The 20,991-nt window shown below is 50.2% G+C and carries 14 protein-coding genes and 5 pseudogenes; 9 read left to right on the top strand and 10 right to left on the bottom strand.

Annotated elements, in window-relative coordinates; all coding sequences use genetic code 11:
- Positions 1-64: 64 nt before the first annotated feature.
- Complete coding sequence (locus AArcSl_RS14820) at positions 65-514, bottom strand: VanZ family protein (RefSeq protein ID WP_119820968.1); 450 nt, start codon at positions 512-514, stop codon at positions 65-67.
- Positions 515-1,036: 522 nt separating this feature from the next.
- Between AArcSl_RS14820 and AArcSl_RS14825 the strand changes: the two genes are divergently transcribed.
- From AArcSl_RS14825 to AArcSl_RS14840, 4 genes are all read left to right on the top strand, one after another.
- Positions 1,037-2,029, top strand: a complete 993-nt coding sequence (locus AArcSl_RS14825) for a right-handed parallel beta-helix repeat-containing protein (protein ID WP_133412177.1) — start codon at positions 1,037-1,039, stop codon at positions 2,027-2,029.
- 303 nt (positions 2,030-2,332) lie between these two features.
- The gene (locus AArcSl_RS14830) at positions 2,333-4,135 is read left to right on the top strand and encodes an ABC transporter ATP-binding protein (protein WP_119820972.1); all 1,803 of its coding nucleotides are present in this window, start codon (positions 2,333-2,335) and stop codon (positions 4,133-4,135) included.
- An 84-nt stretch (positions 4,136-4,219) separates the two neighbouring features.
- On the top strand, positions 4,220-5,140 hold the full coding sequence (locus tag AArcSl_RS14835; protein WP_119820974.1) for an NAD-dependent epimerase/dehydratase family protein: 921 nt from the start codon (positions 4,220-4,222) through the stop codon (positions 5,138-5,140).
- A 162-nt stretch (positions 5,141-5,302) separates the two neighbouring features.
- Complete coding sequence (locus AArcSl_RS14840) at positions 5,303-7,123, top strand: N-acetylneuraminate synthase family protein (RefSeq protein WP_245883279.1); 1,821 nt, start codon at positions 5,303-5,305, stop codon at positions 7,121-7,123.
- 42 nt (positions 7,124-7,165) lie between these two features.
- On the opposite strand, the gene AArcSl_RS14845 is transcribed toward AArcSl_RS14840, so the two are convergent.
- A complete protein-coding gene (locus AArcSl_RS14845; RefSeq protein ID WP_119820978.1) occupies positions 7,166-7,846 on the bottom strand; it encodes an acylneuraminate cytidylyltransferase family protein in 681 nt (226 codons plus the stop codon).
- 120 nt (positions 7,847-7,966) lie between these two features.
- Here AArcSl_RS14845 and AArcSl_RS16700 point away from each other — a divergent pair, with 120 nt between their 5' ends.
- Positions 7,967-8,791 (top strand): hypothetical protein, encoded by an 825-nt coding sequence (locus AArcSl_RS16700; protein ID WP_133412178.1) that lies wholly within the window; start codon positions 7,967-7,969, stop codon positions 8,789-8,791.
- 58 nt (positions 8,792-8,849) lie between these two features.
- Complete coding sequence (locus AArcSl_RS14850; RefSeq protein WP_119820980.1) at positions 8,850-10,160, top strand: polysaccharide pyruvyl transferase family protein; 1,311 nt, start codon at positions 8,850-8,852, stop codon at positions 10,158-10,160.
- Positions 10,161-10,816: 656 nt separating this feature from the next.
- Here AArcSl_RS14850 and AArcSl_RS14855 read toward each other — a convergent pair.
- From AArcSl_RS14855 to AArcSl_RS14885, 7 genes and pseudogenes are all read right to left on the bottom strand, one after another.
- Positions 10,817-11,986: pseudogene (locus AArcSl_RS14855) on the bottom strand (ISH3 family transposase); the annotation flags it as partial.
- A 76-nt stretch (positions 11,987-12,062) separates the two neighbouring features.
- Positions 12,063-12,322, bottom strand: a pseudogene (locus tag AArcSl_RS17510) (hypothetical protein); the annotation flags it as partial.
- 110 nt (positions 12,323-12,432) lie between these two features.
- On the bottom strand, positions 12,433-13,485 hold the full coding sequence (locus AArcSl_RS14865) for a 6-hydroxymethylpterin diphosphokinase MptE-like protein (protein WP_119820985.1): 1,053 nt from the start codon (positions 13,483-13,485) through the stop codon (positions 12,433-12,435).
- The gene (locus AArcSl_RS14870) at positions 13,478-14,155 is read right to left on the bottom strand and encodes a class I SAM-dependent methyltransferase (RefSeq protein ID WP_119820987.1); all 678 of its coding nucleotides are present in this window, start codon (positions 14,153-14,155) and stop codon (positions 13,478-13,480) included. Before AArcSl_RS14870 ends, AArcSl_RS14865 begins: the two co-directional genes overlap by 8 nt.
- 462 nt (positions 14,156-14,617) lie before the next feature.
- The gene (locus AArcSl_RS14875) at positions 14,618-15,790 is read right to left on the bottom strand and encodes an ISH3 family transposase (protein WP_119820989.1); all 1,173 of its coding nucleotides are present in this window, start codon (positions 15,788-15,790) and stop codon (positions 14,618-14,620) included.
- Positions 15,791-15,901: 111 nt separating this feature from the next.
- Positions 15,902-15,991 (bottom strand): annotated as a pseudogene (locus tag AArcSl_RS14880) (IS5/IS1182 family transposase); the annotation flags it as partial.
- 8 nt (positions 15,992-15,999) lie between these two features.
- Positions 16,000-17,105 (bottom strand): annotated as a pseudogene (locus AArcSl_RS14885) (IS630 family transposase).
- Positions 17,106-17,324: 219 nt separating this feature from the next.
- Here AArcSl_RS14885 and AArcSl_RS14890 point away from each other — a divergent pair.
- From AArcSl_RS14890 to AArcSl_RS14900, 3 genes and pseudogenes are all read left to right on the top strand, one after another.
- Positions 17,325-17,432: pseudogene (locus AArcSl_RS14890) on the top strand (IS5/IS1182 family transposase); the annotation flags it as partial.
- A gap of 284 nt (positions 17,433-17,716) precedes the next feature.
- Positions 17,717-18,673, top strand: coding sequence for a glycosyltransferase (locus AArcSl_RS14895; RefSeq protein WP_161945984.1), 957 nt, complete (start codon positions 17,717-17,719; stop codon positions 18,671-18,673).
- Positions 18,674-18,789: 116 nt separating this feature from the next.
- The gene (locus AArcSl_RS14900; protein ID WP_119820993.1) at positions 18,790-19,611 is read left to right on the top strand and encodes an alkaline phosphatase family protein; all 822 of its coding nucleotides are present in this window, start codon (positions 18,790-18,792) and stop codon (positions 19,609-19,611) included.
- A gap of 43 nt (positions 19,612-19,654) precedes the next feature.
- Here the strand turns inward: AArcSl_RS14900 and AArcSl_RS14905 are convergent, their stop codons facing one another.
- Positions 19,655-20,860: an O-antigen ligase family protein gene (locus tag AArcSl_RS14905; RefSeq protein ID WP_161945985.1), complete on the bottom strand. Its 1,206-nt coding sequence runs from the start codon at positions 20,858-20,860 to the stop codon at positions 19,655-19,657.
- Positions 20,861-20,991: the final 131 nt, after the last annotated feature.

Raw genomic sequence — 20,991 nt, forward strand, 5'->3', positions numbered from 1 at the left:
GGTGGGGGTGTATCGATTAGGGACCAAAACGATGATCGAATTGCAGGGATCATCACTCCCTGGATCACACCGCGGGGTCGTCGACGACTCGATCGAGGAGTTTCCCGATCGGTGTGAGTTCGAGGGATGGCCGGACGAGGAACCAGACGAGGACGAGGCTCGCGCCGAGGGTGTTGACGATGACGTCAGCGACCATGAAGTGGGTTCGTTCGGGCACGAACACCTGACCAAACTCCATGAGGATCCCGTACGAGGCGGCGATGGCGATCACGAGGGCGGCGTGGCGCCAGCGCGGCAGTCGCCAGTGGTCGGTGGCGTACGCGAGGGTGCCGGCGAGGGTGCAGTAGGCGACGAAGTGACGCCAGTACGAGAGTGGACTGAACCACGGGCGGGCGTCGTCGACGATCGTCTCCGGTGGGGGTGACAACAGGGAGGCGTAGAGTATAAGGCCGGCGACGGCGGCGACGGCCGTCCATCGGATCGGACGGGGCAACAGGGGGATGGTTGGCCGCATTGGATTCGGGTGGTTGGTGTGGTTTGAAGGGTGTTGTGGTTTTAGGGTGATTTCGAGTGCAGTTTTGTTGGAGTTGGCAGAGCTGTGACTTCCTCGAAAGCCCCCGCCAGTTCGACTCCCGGGACCGCGGCTGCGCTCCTCGCTCCCTCCGGTCGCTGCGGTGCTTGCCGGGTCCGGGTTCGCCGAACTGGCGGCCCCTTTCAGTCCCACCCGATGGTAATTAGCTAGGCTACAGTGGGTAAGAGAGAAAATGGGACTGGCAGTTCGGAAAACCAGGAGTAGCAACCCTACGAAAAATGAGGGCCGGACAGGGAAAGCGCCTCAGATCACTCGAAAGGTGACCAAAAGTAACCGCGAGAGTCCCGGAAGCCACCATCGTGGGTATTTATAAGGAGCTCGGGGGTTCTGACCGAAAAATTCAGGTGATTTACCTCAGATATAACAAATTTATGATTTTTTGAGATATACTTATTACCGCAGCTTGATTATGTCAATACACCCACACTGGTGGGGGAGAAATACATGAACCGCGAAACTCAGCCGTTTCGACGACGTACAATGCTTAAAACGATCGGCGCGTCCGTAGTTGCGAGTGGCGCGTTAGCGGGAGGCGCAGTCGGCAGCGATCACTGTGACCACACAGTAGAGGATGGGGAATCTATTCAAGCTGCAATTAATGAGGCAGAAGATGGCGATGTCATTTGCATTGAGTCAGGCACGTACGAGGAGAGTCTCAACATTACTCAGGCAGACGGCTTGACGCTCGAAGGTGCCGGGCCTGGTGAAGTAGTGGTCGATGCCTCGGGAGAAAAGGGGTATGGTGTAGATGGCGTCTTCTCGTCAGATGAGTGGGGCAGTGACGTTACACTTCGCGGATTCACCTTAAAAGGCCCGAGGCAAGGAACCGCATCACAGAACTTCGGACTGAAACTCTCATATATAGATGGGTTGACCGTTGAGAACGTGCACGTCACAGAGAGTCGTCGGACAGGTATCGATGTCAATCCTGCCGAGAATGTATCGTTACGTGATGTCAAATCGACGGACAATGATGCAAACGGGATCGCCATCCGGGACGCTGCCGACGTGACTGTCGACAATGCGACGACTGAGGGCAATGCGTGGGGAGGGTTTGCTTTCTATGCACTAGGCGAGGAGAGCGTAGACAATGTGGTCATCTCCAATTCGACTTTCCAGAACGAACCAGCGGGCATCTATCTACAACATACTGATCATACAAATATTCGTATTAGAGAGAGTTCTCTCGTGGATAACACGGTGGGATTGGCGGTGGCGGAAAGCGTAGACGGTGGAGAAGTAACGGCGAACAACAACAATATCGAAGGCAATGCCGATTATGGTGTCGTGAATCAAAGCGATGGTATCCTCGATGCTCGACGGTGCTGGTGGGGCGACAGACGAGGACCGAACAATCCCGCAGATGAACGTGGTGGCGACGGGGACACAGTTTCCGAGAACGTGCGCTTTCGCCCCCACCGGAATAGACCAGTCTGATCAGCGTATCGGCATCTATCTCATCTCAGATGTCTCCGCCGTTCCTTGATTGGTGGTTCGTCAAAACCAAGGGTTCAGTCGGTATATGACGTCGAATCGAACTACCCGTCATGCCACATCCGCCTCTGTTTTGCAGGACGTTGGTCAGTTTCCTTGAGTAAGCAAGAGCCGTTCTAAAACCGACTCACAGACATCTCTCGACACCACCTTCTGGCACTGACGCCCCAAATTGAATAACGAGGACCGAACTGGTCACAAAACGAATCCAATGCGTATAAACGAAGGTAACCCGACCACCCGATAATGAGCGAGGCCGAAGAGATCAGTCGGCGCGAGCAGCTCCGGGCGCTGATACGGGTCGCCAGATATCGCCCGGTGTTTACCGCCGCGATCGTGGTCGGCGGCGTCTTCGCCGCCCTGCTCGAGGGCGTCGGCCTGAGTTTTATCCTCCCGATCGTCGAGATCGTCCAGGCCCCCGGCGATCCCGCAGCCGAAGCCGACGGGGTGATGCTTGCGTTCGTGACTGCCTATCAGTACCTCGGCATTCCCTTCACCCTCGGATTCGTCATCGCCGGCGTGAGTCTGGTGCTCGCGATACGGTGGACGTCGACGTTCCTGGTTCGGTGGCTTCGAGAGGCACTGGTCGTCGATTACACGCGAGAGATCCAGAAGCGTTCCTTCGACAATGCGCTGGATGCACGAATCGCGTACTTCGACGAGGAGGGATCCGACGACATCCTCAACGCCATCGTCACGCAGGCTGAGTATGCCGGGCGGACGATCAAGTACGTGATTCAACTGATAGAGCAGTTCTTCTTGGCCTTAATGTATCTCGCAATCGCACTCATTCTGGCCCCGTATCTGACGCTGTTTGCGATCGCGCTGCTGGGTGGGTTTACAGTGTTGTTCCGGTACGTCGTCGAGCCGGGATACGAACTCGGTGACAAGGTCGCCGAGGCGAACGAACTCGTCCAACAGACGGCGCAGGCAGGGACACAGGGGATTCGGGACACGAAGGCGTTCGGACTCAGAAAAGAACTGTTTCAGGACTTCCTCGATGCAGTGAACCAATTCGCGGAGTCGAGTATCAAGCTTCGCCGAAATGAGCAGGCGATCAAGAGCTTTTACAACCTGTTGACTGCCGTATCCGTGTTCATTCTGATCTATCTGGCCATCGTCTTTGCCGACATGTCGCTTGGCGCGTTGGGGATCTTCCTGTTCGCGATGTTCCGGTTGGGGCCGAAGGCGAGTAACCTGAACTCGCTGTTTTATAAGGTCGAGAACAACCTTCCGCACCTGGTTCGAACCCAGCAGTTCATCGACGAACTCGAACGGAACAGCGAGCCCGACGCCGATGCAGAGCCGGTTCCAAGCGAGGTTCGGACCGTCGAGTTCGACGACGTGTGGTTCTCCTATAACGACGACGAGCAGGTTCTTCGCGGCATCGACTTCGAGGTGGAGAAGGGCGAGTTTATCGGGTTCGTCGGGCAGTCGGGTGCCGGGAAGTCGACGATCGTGTCGTTGCTGGCACGGATGTACGAGGTCGATCGAGGAGAGATTCGGGCGAACGGTCGGCCGATCGACGAGATGGACATCGACGAGTGGCGCGATCGGCTGTCGTTGGTACGGCAGAGTCCGTTTATCTTCAACGACACGCTTCGGTACAATCTGACGGTCGGGAACCGGGACGTGAGCGAGCGGGAGCTGGATCGGGTGTGTGAGATCGCGAAGGTGGACGAGTTCATGATGGATCTGCCCGAGGGATACGACACGATGTTGGGAGATGATGGGGTTCGGCTTTCTGGTGGGCAGAAGCAGCGGGTTGCGTTGGCGCGGGCGTTGATCGAGGACGCGGATCTGTTGGTTCTGGACGAGGCAACGAGTGACCTAGACTCGAATCTGGAGAAGCAGGTGCAGCAGGCGATCGAAGAGATGGAACGCGACTATGCTATTATTACGATTGCGCATCGGTTGTCGACGGTGAAGAACGCGGATCGGATCTATACGGTCGAGGATGGCCGGATTACGGAGGCTGGGGAGCACGGAGAGTTGGTCGATAACGGTGGGAAATACGCAGAGCTGTACGGAATCCAGTCGAGTGGATAGTCACCGAAAAGGAATAGCTACCGGATTCGAACAAGGTAGTCTCGATTAGGGAGATTTTTCCCTAATCGTTGAATCTGCCATTGTATGCACAACAAGCGAGTGCTTGTAACTGGTGGTGCCGGATTTATCGGCTCGAATCTCGCCAACTATCTCGCAGACGATAACGAAGTACACGTGGTCGATGACGGATATTTGGGAACTCCGGAAAACCTTGACGACGACGTGATGTATCACGAACGCAGCGTGCTCGAAGATGACCTCCCAACTGATGTCGATGTCGTGTTTCACCTTGCAGCACTCTCCTCGTATGCCATGCACGAGGAGGATCCCCAACGTGGGGCTCGCGTAAATGTAGAGGGGTTCGTGAACGTGGTCCAACAGGCTCGTCAGGACGGATGTGATACCATAGTCTATGCAACGACGTCATCCATCTACGGGAGTCGAACCGAGCCGTCCCCAGTCGACATGGACGTGACTGTCAATACGGGATACGAAGCGTCCAAAATGGCCCGAGAGAAGTATGCCGAATACTTCTCGAATCACTATGACCTCTCGATGGCCGGACTTCGGTATTTTTCAGTTTATCAGGGTTACGGTGGGGCAGAAGCGCACAAGGGTGAGTACGCGAACGTCATCGCACAGTTTGCAGACGACATAGCAAATGGTCGGTCCCCCAAACTCTACGGGGATGGCAAGCAGACCCGTGACTTCACCCACGTCTCAGACATCGTACGTGGGACCGTACTCGCCGCCGAAAACGAACTCGATGGTGTCTACAATCTCGGCACCGGTGACCGCTATTCATTCAACACCGTCGTGGATATGATCAACGACGAACTCGGCACCGATGTCGAACCCGAATATGTGGAGAACCCAATCCCATCGGACGTTTACGTTCACGACACGTGTGCCGATACATCCAAGATTCGTTCGGAAACCGGATGGAAACCGGAAATTGAATTTGAAGAAGGAATCGAACGCGTTTGTAGACAGTACAAGAGCTGAAAGGGAGAACTCCAAGCGACATGCTTCGGGAGGGCCAGTGACTTTCTGATATAACTGGCGGAACGAATGGGAATCCTTTAGCCGAAGAATATATAGTGCAAATACATGACAGAGCAGATCCGTGTCGGCAATCGAACGATCAGTCACGACGACCCAGCGTACGTGATCGCCGAGGCCGGAATCAACCACAACGGAAGTATCCAGATCGCGAAGGAACTCGTCGACGTCGCGGTCGAGGCGGGGGCGGACGCCGTGAAGTTCCAGAAGCGGAAACTCACAGAGACGTACGTCGAGGATATTGTCGAGGATCCGGCAATCGCCGAGATGGGCGTCGAGTATACAGTATCCAATCTGAAGGACGTCCTACTGACAGACAACCAGTACCGTGAACTGGCGGAATACTGTGAGGAACAGGGAATCCAGTTCCTGTGCTCCCCCTGGGATGAAGACAGCGTTGACTTCCTAGAGGATATCGGTATCCCAGCATACAAAGTCGGATCCCCAGACATGACGAATTTCGTACTGCTGGAACGACTGCTGGAAACTGGGAAACCACTCCTGCTGTCGACGGGTATGTCCGAGGAGAGAGAAATTGATCGCACCGTCGAATTCCTCCAAGAACGGGATGCTGAATTTGGACTATTACACTGTCGAAGTACGTACCCCTCTCCATTCCATAACCTCAACCTCGACTTCATGAACGAACTGAAACGGCGATATCAGGTTCCGGTCGGATATTCCGGGCACGAACGGGGTATCGCTGTTTCGTCTTCGGCTGTCGCGATGGGTGCTTGTGTGATCGAGCGACACTTCACTCTCTCGCGTGACATGGATGGTCCCGATCACTCCGCTAGTTTGGAGCCCCAGGGACTCGAAAAGCTCATCCGAGATATCAGAAATATCGAAGAAAGTCGGGGGACACCTCGGCGATACATTACACGCGGGGAGTACAACAATCGAGTCTCCCTGGCCAAGAGTCTAGCGACAACACGAAATATTCAAAAAGGCGAAGAGATCACTCGGGAGGACCTTACTTCGAAGAGTCCGGCAAAGGGAATCTCACCGCAAGAATTGTACAACGTCGTTGGGAAGCGCGCCCAGCGTGATATTGGGTCAGATGAACTCCTCCAATGGGAGGCTATTGAAGACATCGACGGGGAAAAATTTGATATCGACCTCGAAAACTGGGGGATTGTCGTCCGATTCTCAGATATCTCCGAACACGACTGGGGGAATCCGGATGTCTTCGAGTTCCGGATCAACGGGGCGGATCTCGAACAGAAGTTCGAGATCGAATCCTACGATAAGCAACTCGGTATTCACGCACCCGAACAAAAAGGCCACGACGTAGTCGACCTCAGCGCTCGTGACGAAACCCGTAGGCAGGAAGCGGTGGACATCATGCAACGGGTCATCGACAAAGTCCGGGAAGACGTCAAACCACACTTCGAGACGGAGGAACCACCGATCGTTATTCATCCTGGAGGGATCACGGAACACGACATGAATTTAGAAGCTGTCCCGGAGATGAACGACGCGCTGGAGCGCAGTATGAACGAACTAGACGATGACGGTGTCCAACTGTTATTGGAGAACATGCCGCCGCTTCCGTGGATCTACGGCGGCCAGCAGTACCACAATAACTTCATGGACGCCGACGAGATTGCAGAGTACTGCGAGAGAACCGGACAGAAGATCTGTTACGACACATCTCACGCGAAATTGTGGTGTAACTACGCGGGCGAGGATCTCTACGAGCACGCCAAAACGCTACGACCGTACACAGAGTATCTACACGTTGCAGATGGAATCGGTGTCGACGGCGAAGGAATACAAATCGGAGAAGGAGAGATCGATTTCGCTCGTCTTATGGAACTCTATCAGGACTTTGATGGCCCGATCGTGACTGAGATCTGGCGAGGCCACGAACGAAAGGGTCGAGGGTTCAAGAAGGCAGCTGAAACGCTGTCTCAATACATCTGAGACGTGTGCGTCATGAAGTAATTGGACGATCTATCCGGACTGTTAGTGATCCTTGGCCGCGAACTTGATGTTTTTGCCGATTGCTTCGACGATTCGGTAATCTTCAGGCGTATCGATTTCAAAGCTCATCTCTTTGGGCATTTCGTGGATACCGATAGATCCCCCCAGTCGGCATTGCTCTTCTTCCAGAATTTCTCGTTTCATCACGTAGATGGACCCGTTCTCTTGATACCGTCTGTCAAGATCCTGTCGGCGCTTTCGTTCGGCCGGATCGTAATTGATAGGAACGGCAGTATTGTCTTCGTAGGTCCAGTAGAAACTGTGGTCTTCACAGCAACTTACTACAGAATCGTAACCCTCGTCTTTTACCAGACGGATCGCCTCGTCGAGATCGTCTTCTCGGCGAAGGGGGGAAGTACACTGGAGTAGGACGACTATTTCGGGAGACTCCGGAATTGATTCAAGGGCGTGTAAAAGCGCCTCTTCAGTTGAGGAGGTATCACGAGCCAGTTCGGCGGGCCGATCAATGATTGTTGCACCAGCCTTTCGGCTAACCTCTGCGATGTGGTCGTCATCGGTCGACACGTACGTCTGATCCACAAGATCAGTCGTTTCAGACTGGCGAATCGTATAGGAAATAAGCGGTCGACCCAGAAACGGGACGACGTTTTTCTTCGGAATTGCTTTGCTTCCACCGCGTGCCGGGATAACAGTGTTGATCACGAGTTATATCTATTTCACGTGGTCAAAATCACTTGCGACTGAATGGATAAGGCAGATCTTGCGAAGAAAATATTATAACGGATTGCTTTCTATTAATTAATCTCGTGTGATGGAAAGCCAATGAACACCGTTCAGAGAGCACTTCAAATACTTCAAACAGATGGGGTAAAAGTCCTCACACAAAAATCTGCACATAAATTAAAAGATAAGATTATCACAAATATGTTCACATATGCTAATAATCCAATTCCGCTGCTTCAAAGATATTATTCTACATGCAGACTATTGTTCCCCGATCGTTATACTGATGCTGATCCTTTCAAAGTAATTTATGTTGATCCTCACGATATCCGATTTGAACAAGGCCTACAATATAATACGCGGGACGGGCCTACTGGATGGGCACGTGTTGTTGAGGGAGATTGGGATAAGAATAAAATCAGGTTTGATGATTGTTTCAAATATAAATCGATCTATAGAAGGTACAAAGAGAAAGTCCCATGGGAAAAGACAGAGTACTACCAGCGATATGTTGAGAAGGTCAAAACAGATCCACCGGTATATGGTTGTGAATCGCCAAATGAAATGAAAGCAAGATTTCAACACCTCGATGATATTTATGAATCTATCCAGGAAAATGGATTCAAAACACAAAAACAACTTTTAGCGAAAAATCCAGATCTAACTCAACGCGATTTAAATGATGGATATCACCCATTAATGAACGAAATTACTGTGAACATCACTCGAAATGGAAATCTCATTTATTCTTGTAGTGGCCGTAATCGGTTATGTATGGCAAAAGTTTCAGATGTTGATAAAGTTCCCGTCCAAGTAAGAACGCGACATAAATCATGGCAAGAAGTGCGAGAAAATATCTTGAGTTCAAGAAATGACCGGAAGAGAATTTCTGATCATCCAGATCTCCAAGATCTCATTCACTAATGGGGACTACTTGCGTCAATATCAAAAACGACTTCTTTGGTGAATTAGAGTTAAGACTATGACTGATGTCTATTTTGTAAACGATACGACTACAGCTAAAAATTGGGGTGCTCGTGGCACTACACGGGCACTGCGAGGATTGGTAGAAGAAACTGGTGCAAATATCACCCATACGCTCTATCTCTCAGAAATGTCTAAGCGAAAACCACTGTTACTACACCACATCTTCCCAGATAGAGTTAGAAGATATATAGTAAAAAATTATGGAATTCAAGAATCGTATCTCTGGTTCCAACGAAACATTACTGGAAAGTCTCATCTTGAGGCTTTCAAGTCTTATGAGTCACTCACCTCAAATTGGGATACCGTACCTGGATCTTGGAACGAATTTGACAACTTTGCTTCCAAAGTTAAAAAAGAAGAATTACTAGAACCTGTCGCTGAAGCCATCCAAGCTACAGATATCGTGGTGATAAATGGTGAAGGGAGTATCTATGATCGGCAGCGGAAAGGACGTATGATGCTATTTGTTGCTTATCTCGCAAAGGAATATTTCGATACAGACACCATTTTGGTTAATCATACGGCCGATTTGTCTGATAAAGAGATGCGGAAGATGGCCGCAAACGTGTACCCGATCCTTGATGATGTGGTGTTCCGTGAACCGGCCTCCGCTGACCATGTAAGCAACGTAATCCAGAATGTAGAGTATCGGACTGCAGCAGATGCAGCATTTGTATACGACCCAATAAAAGACCACAATTCATGGGAAACCGTGGCCAACCGCAACGGTTATTACAGCGTTTGGCCAGATTCGGCGGCTGGATTTGATCTCACAGAAGATTATATCTGTGTCGGTGGAAGTTCTATCTACAATCGTCCAGATCGACCACCGTACGATCCGGTACCAGCGTTCCAGAATCTATGTCAACGCCTCAAATCAGAGGTAGGTCCAGTTGTACTAACGGCATGTTCAGGCGATATCGATATCATCCGACCTATTGCTGATGAGTTGGATCTGCCTGTTATTGGTCCCCGAACCCCCATACAACAACTGGTAGACGTTTTTGGAAACGCATCTTTGTTTATTTCCGGGCGCTGGCATTCAAGCGTGTACGCATTGACTGGGGGAGTCCCAATTATAACGCTAACAGCAAATACACACAAGACAAAAGGAATTCTCGACTTAGTAGGATTGGACCAACCTGTCTTCGACGCACTCGATCTCGATTCAGAGGTTGAGTCAATCGTCAGCTTAGCCGAAGAATTGATCCAATCACCTGTGAAAAAAGATTTACAAAATCGATCTGTTGAACTTTCAGATTCCACTCGAAGTAATATAAGATACATTGAAAAATACCCCCAATAGTATACAAAATTTTACAAGAATATCAGTGCACTATAAGTGAAGTGCGTGAATACGTCTGTAGTCAGGCCTGATACGAGGGTCCTGTCGTTAGTCAACTAGTTGAGGATTTCGCGCAGCCGTTCCGTTGAACTTGGTGCAAAGTAGTAACCGTTGTCGAACGAGGCGTCATTCGTCCCGAGCGACGACGCCAGTTCCTCGGCCAAAGAGATCAGTTCGGTCTCGTGGCGGGGACGATGTCGAAGTCTGGTACTTCCCGTCGAAGCTTCCCGAATTAAACGCCGTCGAAGGATTCTGAGATCAGCTACAAGAGTGGTTCAAGTATTGGCTCGTGCCAGATCTTTCGTCGCTGAAAGACTAAATCTCACGAGGAGTGAACGCGATCAGCGAACCAAACATTTGGCCGTATCTTATCGAGCGTGTCATAGAAAACCGTCCATGGACGGTACTTCCCGAACGAGTCGAAACAGCGGTGTCTGAACGGCCAGAAATAGTCACTTGTTGTATGGTTCTACGCCGAACTCCGGTCATGACTGGAGAGTAACTGACCGGAGAAGTGGTTCACCGCTTCAGACGGACGATCCCACCTGCTTGTTGCCGCCTCTCGAAGAGAGCAGTCGCTCACGGCGTGGCAACTGGCCGTGGGCTGACCAGGGTCGGCCCGCGGCCACAGCCTGTGACGCCGGCACACCAACACCATTCATCTTGATCCTCCAGCGACGCCGTAACTCTGCTTCCAGCTCGTGTCGGATCCAGTCGCAGAACGTCTTGAACGTGAACTCCTCGGGCAGGTCGCGCCCGCCCCGTCGCAGGCGGGCGACGACCGCCCATCGCAGCACCAACCACAAGTTCTCCAGCAGTGCTGCAACGAGCATGATCGCAAACCGCGCGAGGGGATCACGTGTCGTCGTGATCTCTCGTACTTGCCGAAGCAGTCGGTAGCTCGTTTCGATGCCTGAACGCTTCCTGTAGAGGCGTTCGACCTACTTTGCTGATCGATCAATCACGCCGCAAGCCCCGTAGCCACGAACAACCTCACCACTCTTGCCTCGATCTCCTGCGTGATAGGAGACAGCGACCGCGAGCGGGAAGCGCAGTTCCCGCTCGCTGTCCTTGTACATGCGATAGGTCGTCATGTACGACTTGTGGATGTCGAGTTTGTCTTTCATCCGCTCGCTCTTCTTTGGCACGTGGACGACCGTTGCAGCGATCTGACGAGACCGGCGAATGACGCGCTCGTTGTAGAAGCCGCTGTCGGCGAGCAGCAGATCGATCTCGAAGGGATAGTTCTCGACGCGGGCGAGCACGCGCTCGACCGCGTCGGCCTCGTCTTCGTCGTTACGGACGTACGTCATCGCCAGCGTCACCGGCTTTTCGTTTGAGACGACCTACGCTGTACAGTATCGGTGGCAAGTGGTTGTCCCGTCTTTGGGAGCGATCGAGCAGAGTTCGCCTTCATCGACGTAGTGCTCGCCGTGGTAGGGGTTGACGATGAAGTCGATGGAGACGATTCTCGACCCTGACCGGTCGAGAATCGTCATGGCAAGGCGTCTTAGCAGAAGGTTTGCGACAAACTCAAGCCAGTATCGGTCGAGAGTGTGGAGCCACGTCAAGAGGGTGTCGTCACACGGCGTTCCGTCGGTGTCTTTTCAGGTTTCCCAGATCGAAGTTTCGTTGACACAGGCTAAGATAACGACGAGCCAGATATCGCCGGGGTTGAGGGGGCTCCCCCCGACACCCGGCAACGGGAGCGGAGTGATGACTTCTTCCGCTACGCCTTTTACGTCCGAGGCCGAAAGGTATTCGTCTGGGTCTGGTATGCTGAACACATCCTGATCCAGACACTTTCTCGTGGTTAACTCGGCGATTCAATCTGACCGATTACGTTAGTTGGGAAGTACCGAAATCAGTGATGAACCGCGAGAGCGTCCACCGGGACGGTGGGCGCTCGAAGCCGCATTGTCGCCACACGTCTTCGTTGCGGAGTTCTCGCGCTATTGGGCGTAGTCCGTAAATATCGTTGTAGAAGCAGTGAAGAACAGCTTTCAGCAACTCTGGGGGCTCATGGACCCGTGTTCGCCCCCGATCGAGGGGGCGAACACGGGCAAGTCAATGAGAAAGGAGAGATCAAGGTGTTCGAACAGCGCTGTCGTCTCTGTTTCCAGTGCTTTGAAGACCTGTTCGACCGTATCGTTATCTGGTAGGACGGCTTTGGTCGTAGACACATCAAATTCGTCCTACCGCTTTCCTTGTGAAGACTTCTGCACCACTCCTCTTAATCACTATCAATAACTGATTCAAAATCAATTCTGGGATGGATCTCTAGTTCTCCACCAATAGTAGCGTTATAAATTTGGGCTTCTCTTTCCATTAATTTATCACGAGCTAATAAATGTGCCCTCCTTTGGCGATCATCCTCCCCAATCATAATCGTGCTGGTACCATATCCGTCAAAATGTGGATCTTTCGCACTAAGCAGCCTTGGGATGTGGCTTGTAAACCAACCATATAGGCCATTAAAAAAAGATAAAAGTTTATTATTTGATTCTAATATAAAATGCAAATATAATAAGCTTGTTGAATCATATTTCCCTCTATTATTCCTTTTATAGGAATATGGATTACTACCAGAAGCAAATAACAAATGTTGATTACCGATCTCGACTGCAGCTAGATTCAATATAGATTTGATAGGGTGATCAGAATTTCTTATGAATTCAGAATAGATACTCAGAGGATACTCACCGCTATAATCGGATAGATTATTATTAAGGAACTTAATGGGGTCCCCACTATCTTCAAATAACAGGTAGTCTATATCCATTCCTAGGTCACATCCTATAAGGATTATTTTTTCAAATCCCATATAATATGCCATTTGATAAAGAGGATAAATTGAAGAATTATACAAATATACATAATCTGATAATTGATCCGACCAATAACTTCTCGCTTCATTCGGAATGGAGACGTTATCGAAACATTCAATAAGTGGATCATTATCTGGATGACATACATCAATAGGAATCGTACCCTTATACTCTGAAAGTATTTCTTGTCTTTTCGAATTTATAAAACATGTAGTACTATATCCCACAACATTTGACATGTCGTTGGTTTTAATATCATCAGTCATACTTGATAAAAGATAATAATCGGGCCTCCATTCTGTACTATCGTATATTTTATAAATTTTGTTTGTGGCTATTGTGTATTCGTCTTGTAATTGTTTAAGCGGTGTCTTAGCCAAACTAGGTCCATTCCCAACAATAAATACCCTCTCTCCAGAATGGATATCCTCATAGTCACCAACCTTATTTTCAGTCATTTCCAGATACAAAGACGAACATATTATCTTTTATCCATGTGGATTTTTCAAGGTTAAGATTTTGTTTAAGTCTAGTTTCTATCATATTATCTCGTATATATCCTTTTTCTTCAAACTTTTTTTCCCAGTAGGAATCTTTTTTAAGGTTTATGTGGTGTGTGCCCTGTTGACCTGGTGGTGCAGCCGTAAAGAACACACTTTCAGCTGAGTCAGTAAGTGAGGCAACAAGTTGATTAGCATATCGTTCTGGTATATGTTCTGCAACTTCGATGCAAAGTGCTAGATCCCTCTGTTTAGTGATTTCATACGGCTCTCGAAGGTCATGTTCCTCCAGATATTCATTTGGTATTAATGAATACTCAAAAGCTGTTGTATTTCCTTCAATTCCACAGACCTCAATTCCATGTTCGTGAAACCATTCTAAATGACCACCGATAGCACAGCCAAAATCAATTACTGATTCCGGTTCAAACTCATCATATAAGACTCGACTTACTTCGCGTGCATCCGAACGCCACGGGTCTTTTTTTCGTTTCCTGTAGTAGTCGTTATTGTATATTTTATTGGGACCAATAATTCCATATCCATCTCCAATTTTATAAAGTTTGTCACGGATATATTTTGCACTTTGTTTAATTTGTTCTAAAGTTACACTCAGATACAAAACCATCTGCCTATACGTCAAAATGAGGCGGAGTCTTAAATGGATAACGTATGACTTTTATCCGGGGTGAGAGCTTGTCCGAAAAACATCGGACACTCCTCTGTGAAATTGCGGTTCCACCTGAAACGCCCTCCTAATTTAACTAACTGCAAGTCCATCATTTCAATAGAATGGCTGTGTTGAATCACTAGACTGCGGCGGAACAAGCCAGTAAATCAAAGGCGTTGAAGCGGGAGACTCCGGTTGCCTATGACCGGTACTTCCCGAACGAGTCGAAACAGCGGTGTCTGAACGCCCTGAAATAGTCACTTCTTGTATGGTTCTACGCCGAACTCCCGTCATGACTGGAGAGTAACTGACTAGAGAAGCGATTCACCGCTTCAGACGGACGATCTCACCCGCTTGTTGCCGCCTATCGAAGAGAGCAGTCGCTCACGGCGTGGCAGACTGGCCGTGGGCTGACCCCGGTCAGCCCGCGGCCACAGCCTGTGACGCCGGCACACCAACTCCATTCATCTTGAGTCTCCACCGACGCCGTAACTCTGCTTCCAGTTCGTGTCGAATCCAGTCGCAGAACGTCTTGAACGTGAACTCCTCGGGCAGGTCGCGCCCGCCCCGCCGCGGGCGGGCGACGACCGCCCATCGCAGCACCAACCACAGATTCTCCAGCAGCGCTGCAACGAGCATGATCGCAAACCGCACGACGGGATCACGTGTCGTCGTGATCCCTCGTGCTTGCCGAAGCAGTCGGTAGCTCGTTTCGATGCCTGATCGCTTTCTGTAGAGGCGTTCGACCTGCTTTGCTGATCGATCAGTCACGCCGCAAGCCACGTAGCCTCGGACAACCTCGCCGTGCTTGCCCCGATTACCGTTCTGGTAGGAAACAGCGACCGCGAGCGGGAAGCGCAGTTCCCGCTCGCTGTCCTTGTACATGCGGTAGGTCGTCATGTACGACTTGTGGACGTCGAGTTTGTCCTTCATCCGCTCACCCTTCTTGGGGACGTGAACGACCGTTGCAGCGATCTCACGAGACCGGCGGATGACGCGCTCGTTGTAGAAGCCGCTGTCGGCAAGCAAAAGATCGATCTCGAACGGATAGTTCTCGACGCGGGCGAGCACGCGCTCGACCGCGTCGGCCTCGTCTTCGTCGTTGCGGACGTACGTCATCGCCAGAGTCACCGGCTTTTCGTTTGAGACAACGTATGCCGTACAGTACCGATGGCACGTGGTCGTGCCATCTTTCGGAGCCATCGAGCAGAGTTCACCTTCATCGACGTAGTGATCACCGTGGTAGGGATTGTCGATGAAGTCGATGGAGACGATTCTCGACCGGTCTGGGTCGAGAATCGTCATAGCAAGGCGTTTAAGCAGGAGGTTAGCGACGACTTCGAGCCACTCACGGTTGAGGGTGTGGAGCCACGTGAAGGTGGTGTCGTCACATGGCGTTCCGTCGGTGTCTTTGCAGGTTTCCCAGATCGAGGTCTCGTTGACGCAGGCTAATATGACGACGAGCCAGATGTCGCCGGGGTCGAGGGGGCTCCCCTCGACACCCGGCAACGGGAGTGGAGTGATGACTTCTTCCGCTACATCTTTGACGTCCGATGCCGAAAGATAACCGTCTGGTTCGGGGATCTTGAACACATCCAGAACCAGACACTTTCTCGTGGTTAATCCGACGATTCAATTCCACTGATTACGCCGGTTGGGAAGTACCGATGACGGCTGTGTTGAATCGCCATAAGGCAGTGGAATTCACTGTTTTACGGCACGCTTGATGTTGTAGACGACACACATCAGGGCAATTTCTCGAAACTCACGGAACCAAGATCGCGCTCGCACGGCGATAGTGATTAGGATAAGAACTGCAAGCGATTTCCGAGGAAATCGTCGATCCAAGACCGAGCGAAGCTTAGTCGTGAGGTGAGTTCCTCGAAGAGATCTTCGACGAGAGCGCGGAATTCGGTCGCGCTCTCGACGATGAGCGGTGAGGCTTCCCATTTCAACTGTTTCCAGACCTGTTCGATTGGGTTGAGGTCTGGCGATCCAACGGGTAAAAAGACGAGATCGATACCGAGTTGATGGGCACGTTTCCGCGTGTACTCACACGTGTGTGCGAAGTGGTTATCCAACACGAGCAGAATCCGCACGGCGGGATTCTGCTCGCGGACCCGTTCGAGCACTCGCAGATCCGTTCTTTCGTCTGATCTTCGGGGAAGCTAACCACGCTTTCTCCCTCAAGCGCATAGAAGCCGACCGCTGGTTCATGGAGATTCACCAGCGGTCGTTCAATATGCGGATCATCGACGTACCACAGCCGGTGAGAATTGTCCCACGGCTGTGGATGTGACGCATCAAAAAATCCCAGTACAGTACCGCCGTCTGTGCAGATATCGTCGTCAACCACCCAACCTTCCTCCTCGTCACCTTTGCGTTTGTTATGAGGCTCATCGGTGTTACCCTCGTCGAGCGCGTCGGCGACGCGCTCGTCGAGAATTTCTTCGGCATCATCCGGTCGTGAAGGCCGTTTAGTTCGAGGTATAGAGTAGGAGAGACCAAGATCGTCGAGAAATTGACTGAGGTAAACCGGATGGTACTCAACGTCGAACTCTTCGTTAAGGAGATGCTGGATCTCCTGTGATTTCCACGGTTGTCCATCACGAAGGAGTTCAAGGAGCTGTTGTTGTTCGGTTTCGCCGAGCTTCGGGGGACGTCCGTCCCCGAAGTTCGGCGTAAGAAGTCCGAGACCACCCTCGTTCCAGCGTCGTGCCCAGCGACTCCCAGTTGATTCTGACTTGCCGACACGGTTGGCTGCCTCTTCGAGAGTATCGCCTCGATAGAGATTCTTGATGAAGATGAGACGCTTGCTGATCTTTTCATCGTCTGTTTCGGCCAACAGGCGGTCGAGATCGTCCTCACTCAAGTGACGGACGATCTCTTTCCGACGCTTCTCGCTCATTGAGTGAACTTCTCACGCCATCCCCATAACTTCCCTTACGTACTAGCCAGCCCAGGTCAGCACGCCATCGCCTACTGGCAAGACTACTCTGTCCCAACTCACAGTACAGCTGTCGCTGTCTTCGCTCGTGTTCTCTCGTTTCAGTGATCGACATGACGACTGAACCGACCGATGAATCATCTCACCGACTCTCCGAGTTATCCAAATCAGCAACTACTGTTTAGGTGTGCGATCGTCTCGACCGGTTCAAAGAGTCCGATAGCGGCTAAATTCACACAAACCAACCAAGCGAATCTAGAGAAGGCGATGCTCGTCACGCGTGATGCGCCGATTTCTCCCCCGAAGTATCGCAAGAGTCACCAACACATTTGACTTCATTTTTGATCACAGGAACGGGTATGGTAAATACAAAATTATATTTCAATGTCGTCTGTATATCGCGTTTTCGTATCGATAACTTAAACTAAACAACGAATGAATTAGAAACCGTGATTTCGGTAACACACAATTTGATCATGCGGCCGACATCAACAATCGAAAGACACGTCACATCCACTGCTCTGTACAAGGAATAAATGAGTGGTATAACTGAAGCTGTCCCACATATCAGTGTGGTCATCCCGACGTACGAACGCCCAGAGTTCCTTCGAGGTGCGATAGAGACAGCTCTTGGACAGACCCACAACGATCTTGATATCGTCGTGGTAGATGACGGATCATCTGAACAATATGCTGAGGAAATAGTCGCCGAGTTTCCAGAGATAGTCCGCTGTGTTCGTCATAAGGAGAACAAGGGACTTTCAGCAGCTCGAAACACCGGTGTCAGCGAATCCAGCAGCGAGTACATAGCCTTTCTTGACGACGACGACCGATGGCACCGGGAAAAAATCGCTCGTCAAGTAGACGCGCTTGAGCGAAACGACACGGCCGGTATAGCCACTTGTCTCGTTGGTGCAATCACACCAAACAACGAACTCATCCACTGCGAGCAAAGCGCACCAAGTGGAGACTGCTCAGAGACCATTCTCGTAGGGAATCAGATCGGAACCCCGTCACGCGTTCTCGTTCGTCGAGATGCCTTCAAGGATGTCGGCGGCTTCGACGAATCACTCCCGACGAAACAGGACTGGGATTTCTACATCCGACTCTGTCAACAGTGGACGGTTGCTGCGGTACCGGAACACCTCTGTTTCAGGATGGTTCACCAGAGTATGTCTAGTTCACCGGAATCCGCGAAACGAGACAATGCCGCGATACTAGACAAACACGCCGCGTTGCTACGTAAACAAGATAGGTGGGAGAAAGCGCAAGCAGAGGTTGCAGAACGAGTGGGAAGAGCGTATTTACGAAACGGAAAACAGCCCAGTGCGCGGGAACAGTTTGAGAGGTCCCTACGATTCGACCCAACCATTCAACGGGCCGTACTGTATCTACTCACTGTCACACCACCCGCCGTCGTCAAAAAGCTACGAAAGATAAAAAGGCAACGTTCAATTCGGAAAAGCGGCTGTGACGATATGTTGACAACAGATGAGGTGAAGTTTACTGATGAGAAAGATATTATATGAGCAGAATAAAACGCATTAGACGAGCCCTCAAGAGTCCGCGACTATTCATCCGAGGCTTCAATAGGCTCTATCACCGCCGTGGAGGATCACGATCCGAAAACACCGCTGGCATAGGGGTGTTCAACGAGGACTGGGATACTCTCGTTGTGCTTGATGCCTGCCGGTACGATATGTTCGAGTCGACGAGTCAACTCGATGGGAGACTATCGTCACGCGGTTCTAAAGGTTCGTCGACTACGGAGTGGCTGCAAGCGAATTTTGACGGTCGCGATCTTCGAGATACCGTCTACGTCACGAGTAATCCCCAGCTCGAACGAAACCGAGATCGATGGGACATCACGCTTCACGAAACTATCAACGTCTGGCTCAATGACGGTTGGGACGACGAGACGGGGACAGTACTCGCCGAAACAATGAACGAAGCAGCCCTTGACGCCGCCGAACGATTCCCACACAAGCGTCTCGTCGTCCATTACATGCAACCTCACTATCCATTCGTTCCAGTTGACACTGAGTTCGACAAAGACCATCTTAGGCAGATAACCAGCACCGAATCTGGACCAACGGGGGAAAACGTCTGGAATCAAAAATTCATCGGTACTCTTGATGTATCTCGGGACGACCTTTGGACGATGTACGTAAGGAATCTCGAATATGTACTCGAGCACGTCGAAGAATTATTGGAAGAACTCTCAGGGAAGACAGTAGTCACAGGAGATCACGGGAATTATGTCGGTGAACGTGCGTCACCGATACCGATTCGAGAGTATGGCCACCCTCGCGGTTTGTATGACGAGCCCGTAGTTCGGGTGCCATGGCTTGAATATAACAGGGGAGAAAGGCGAGAGATTATTGCCGACTCTGTTCAGTCAGAGCGGAACGAAGTTGAGTCTGAAAAAGTTATTAATAGACTACGAGACCTTGGTTATACAGAGTAGATGAGACGATGTTGACAAATGTCCATCCAAGAGTGAGGTATCTCTATTTTGTGACCTGGTACCCCATAACTATTGAAATTATTACAGAGTGTAACGAGATTCCGATAAACGTGAGAGAATTAAACATCTGGATGATGAAAAATGAAACGAGAAACATCGATAGTAAAACTCCTGTTTTAGACACCGCTTCCAGCGCACTCTTGAAGAGTGTACTCAAAAAGAGTCCCAAGTACGCTATCCCACCTCCCACCCCCAGTGCAAGGAAAGCCCGAAGATATGAATTATGCACATTTGCAGGACTGCTGGGGGGCACCCGAGTACTAACTACATCAGCTGTATTTCCAAATCCATAGCCTAAGAGGTACTGCTGTTTGAAAACATCCGCACCTGCTACCCAAGACCCCCTACGATTGTTTAGCGAAAGTTCTGTAAGAAAGGCAGGACCCGGTATGATTTTGAACATCATAGCTAAGGCGACTACTGTAGTCAAAATCCCACCAGCGGTGAGTAACACGATCGCATCTCGGTTCAATAAAATGTATCCAGCCAATATACCGATAGCGGCGGCAAACGCAACCCAACCAGTACGATAGTTAGTAAAAAGTAATCCAACAAAATTTATGAATATTAGATATTTTGATATTGATGATTTGAATTTCCACCACTCCCCAATGGCAGATAGAGATCCGACTAACGTTAAAAAGCCCAGCCAATTTGCACCAACGAACACGCTTGTTAATGGACTAAGGTTAGGATACCAGTACAGTCGTGCGCCCCAGAGAGACAAGTCAATCACGCCGATCTGCGTTGGTCCTCCCAGATAAGGTAAAAATCCAAGGAGAACGATTCCAGCAGTGACTCTACTAGAAGCGAATAGAAAATGGTCAAAATCTATTATTTTTGGGAGAATAAACAGATTCATACTAGTAAATACAACAAAGGCCCCAAACCGACTAAAACTGCTTGCAGTTAGATTAAACATAGTTGATAATAAAATAGAAAAAGACAATAATAAAAACAACATAAAATAAATTTTCTCTGTTTTGATTTTTAAATCAGATATGGTCAAAAATACACCTAAAATAATAACATATACAAACGTGATAAAAGGTAAGCTCGCAACAGACGGAATCCCGGTATGGCGAGAAATAACCGACAATAAGAGTAGTACGGCTAGTACCAATGAAAGACGGTGTAGAGCCGTAATATCATGCCCTTGTTTTAAACTCTGTGTCGCGTTTCCATCCAACCATCTACTGAATATTATACTAAACATGAACGAAACACCAGATCACAGATATGCACCATAACAATGGTGTATCCAAGTCAAGGTTAAATTAGGTACAACCAATAATAATGATTCGGTTCCAGGTATGGGAG

Source organism: Halalkaliarchaeum desulfuricum, from assembly GCF_002952775.1.
In the GTDB taxonomy this organism is placed as follows: Archaea; Halobacteriota; Halobacteria; order Halobacteriales; family Haloferacaceae; genus Halalkaliarchaeum; species Halalkaliarchaeum desulfuricum.

Bases quoted from the DNA above. Each gene is read 5' to 3' on its own strand.
- AArcSl_RS14870 (WP_119820987.1), bottom strand. From the start codon at position 14,155: ATGGTTTTGTATCTGAGTGTAACTTTAGAACAAATTAAACAAAGTGCA.
- AArcSl_RS14830 (WP_119820972.1), top strand. From the start codon at position 2,333: ATGAGCGAGGCCGAAGAGATCAGTCGGCGCGAGCAGCTCCGGGCGCTG.
- AArcSl_RS16700 (WP_133412178.1), top strand. From the start codon at position 7,967: ATGAACACCGTTCAGAGAGCACTTCAAATACTTCAAACAGATGGGGTA.
- AArcSl_RS14865 (WP_119820985.1), bottom strand. From the start codon at position 13,485: ATGACTGAAAATAAGGTTGGTGACTATGAGGATATCCATTCTGGAGAG.
- AArcSl_RS14850 (WP_119820980.1), top strand. From the start codon at position 8,850: ATGACTGATGTCTATTTTGTAAACGATACGACTACAGCTAAAAATTGG.
- AArcSl_RS14825 (WP_133412177.1), top strand. From the start codon at position 1,037: ATGAACCGCGAAACTCAGCCGTTTCGACGACGTACAATGCTTAAAACG.
- AArcSl_RS14835 (WP_119820974.1), top strand. From the start codon at position 4,220: ATGCACAACAAGCGAGTGCTTGTAACTGGTGGTGCCGGATTTATCGGC.
- AArcSl_RS14820 (WP_119820968.1), bottom strand. From the start codon at position 514: ATGCGGCCAACCATCCCCCTGTTGCCCCGTCCGATCCGATGGACGGCC.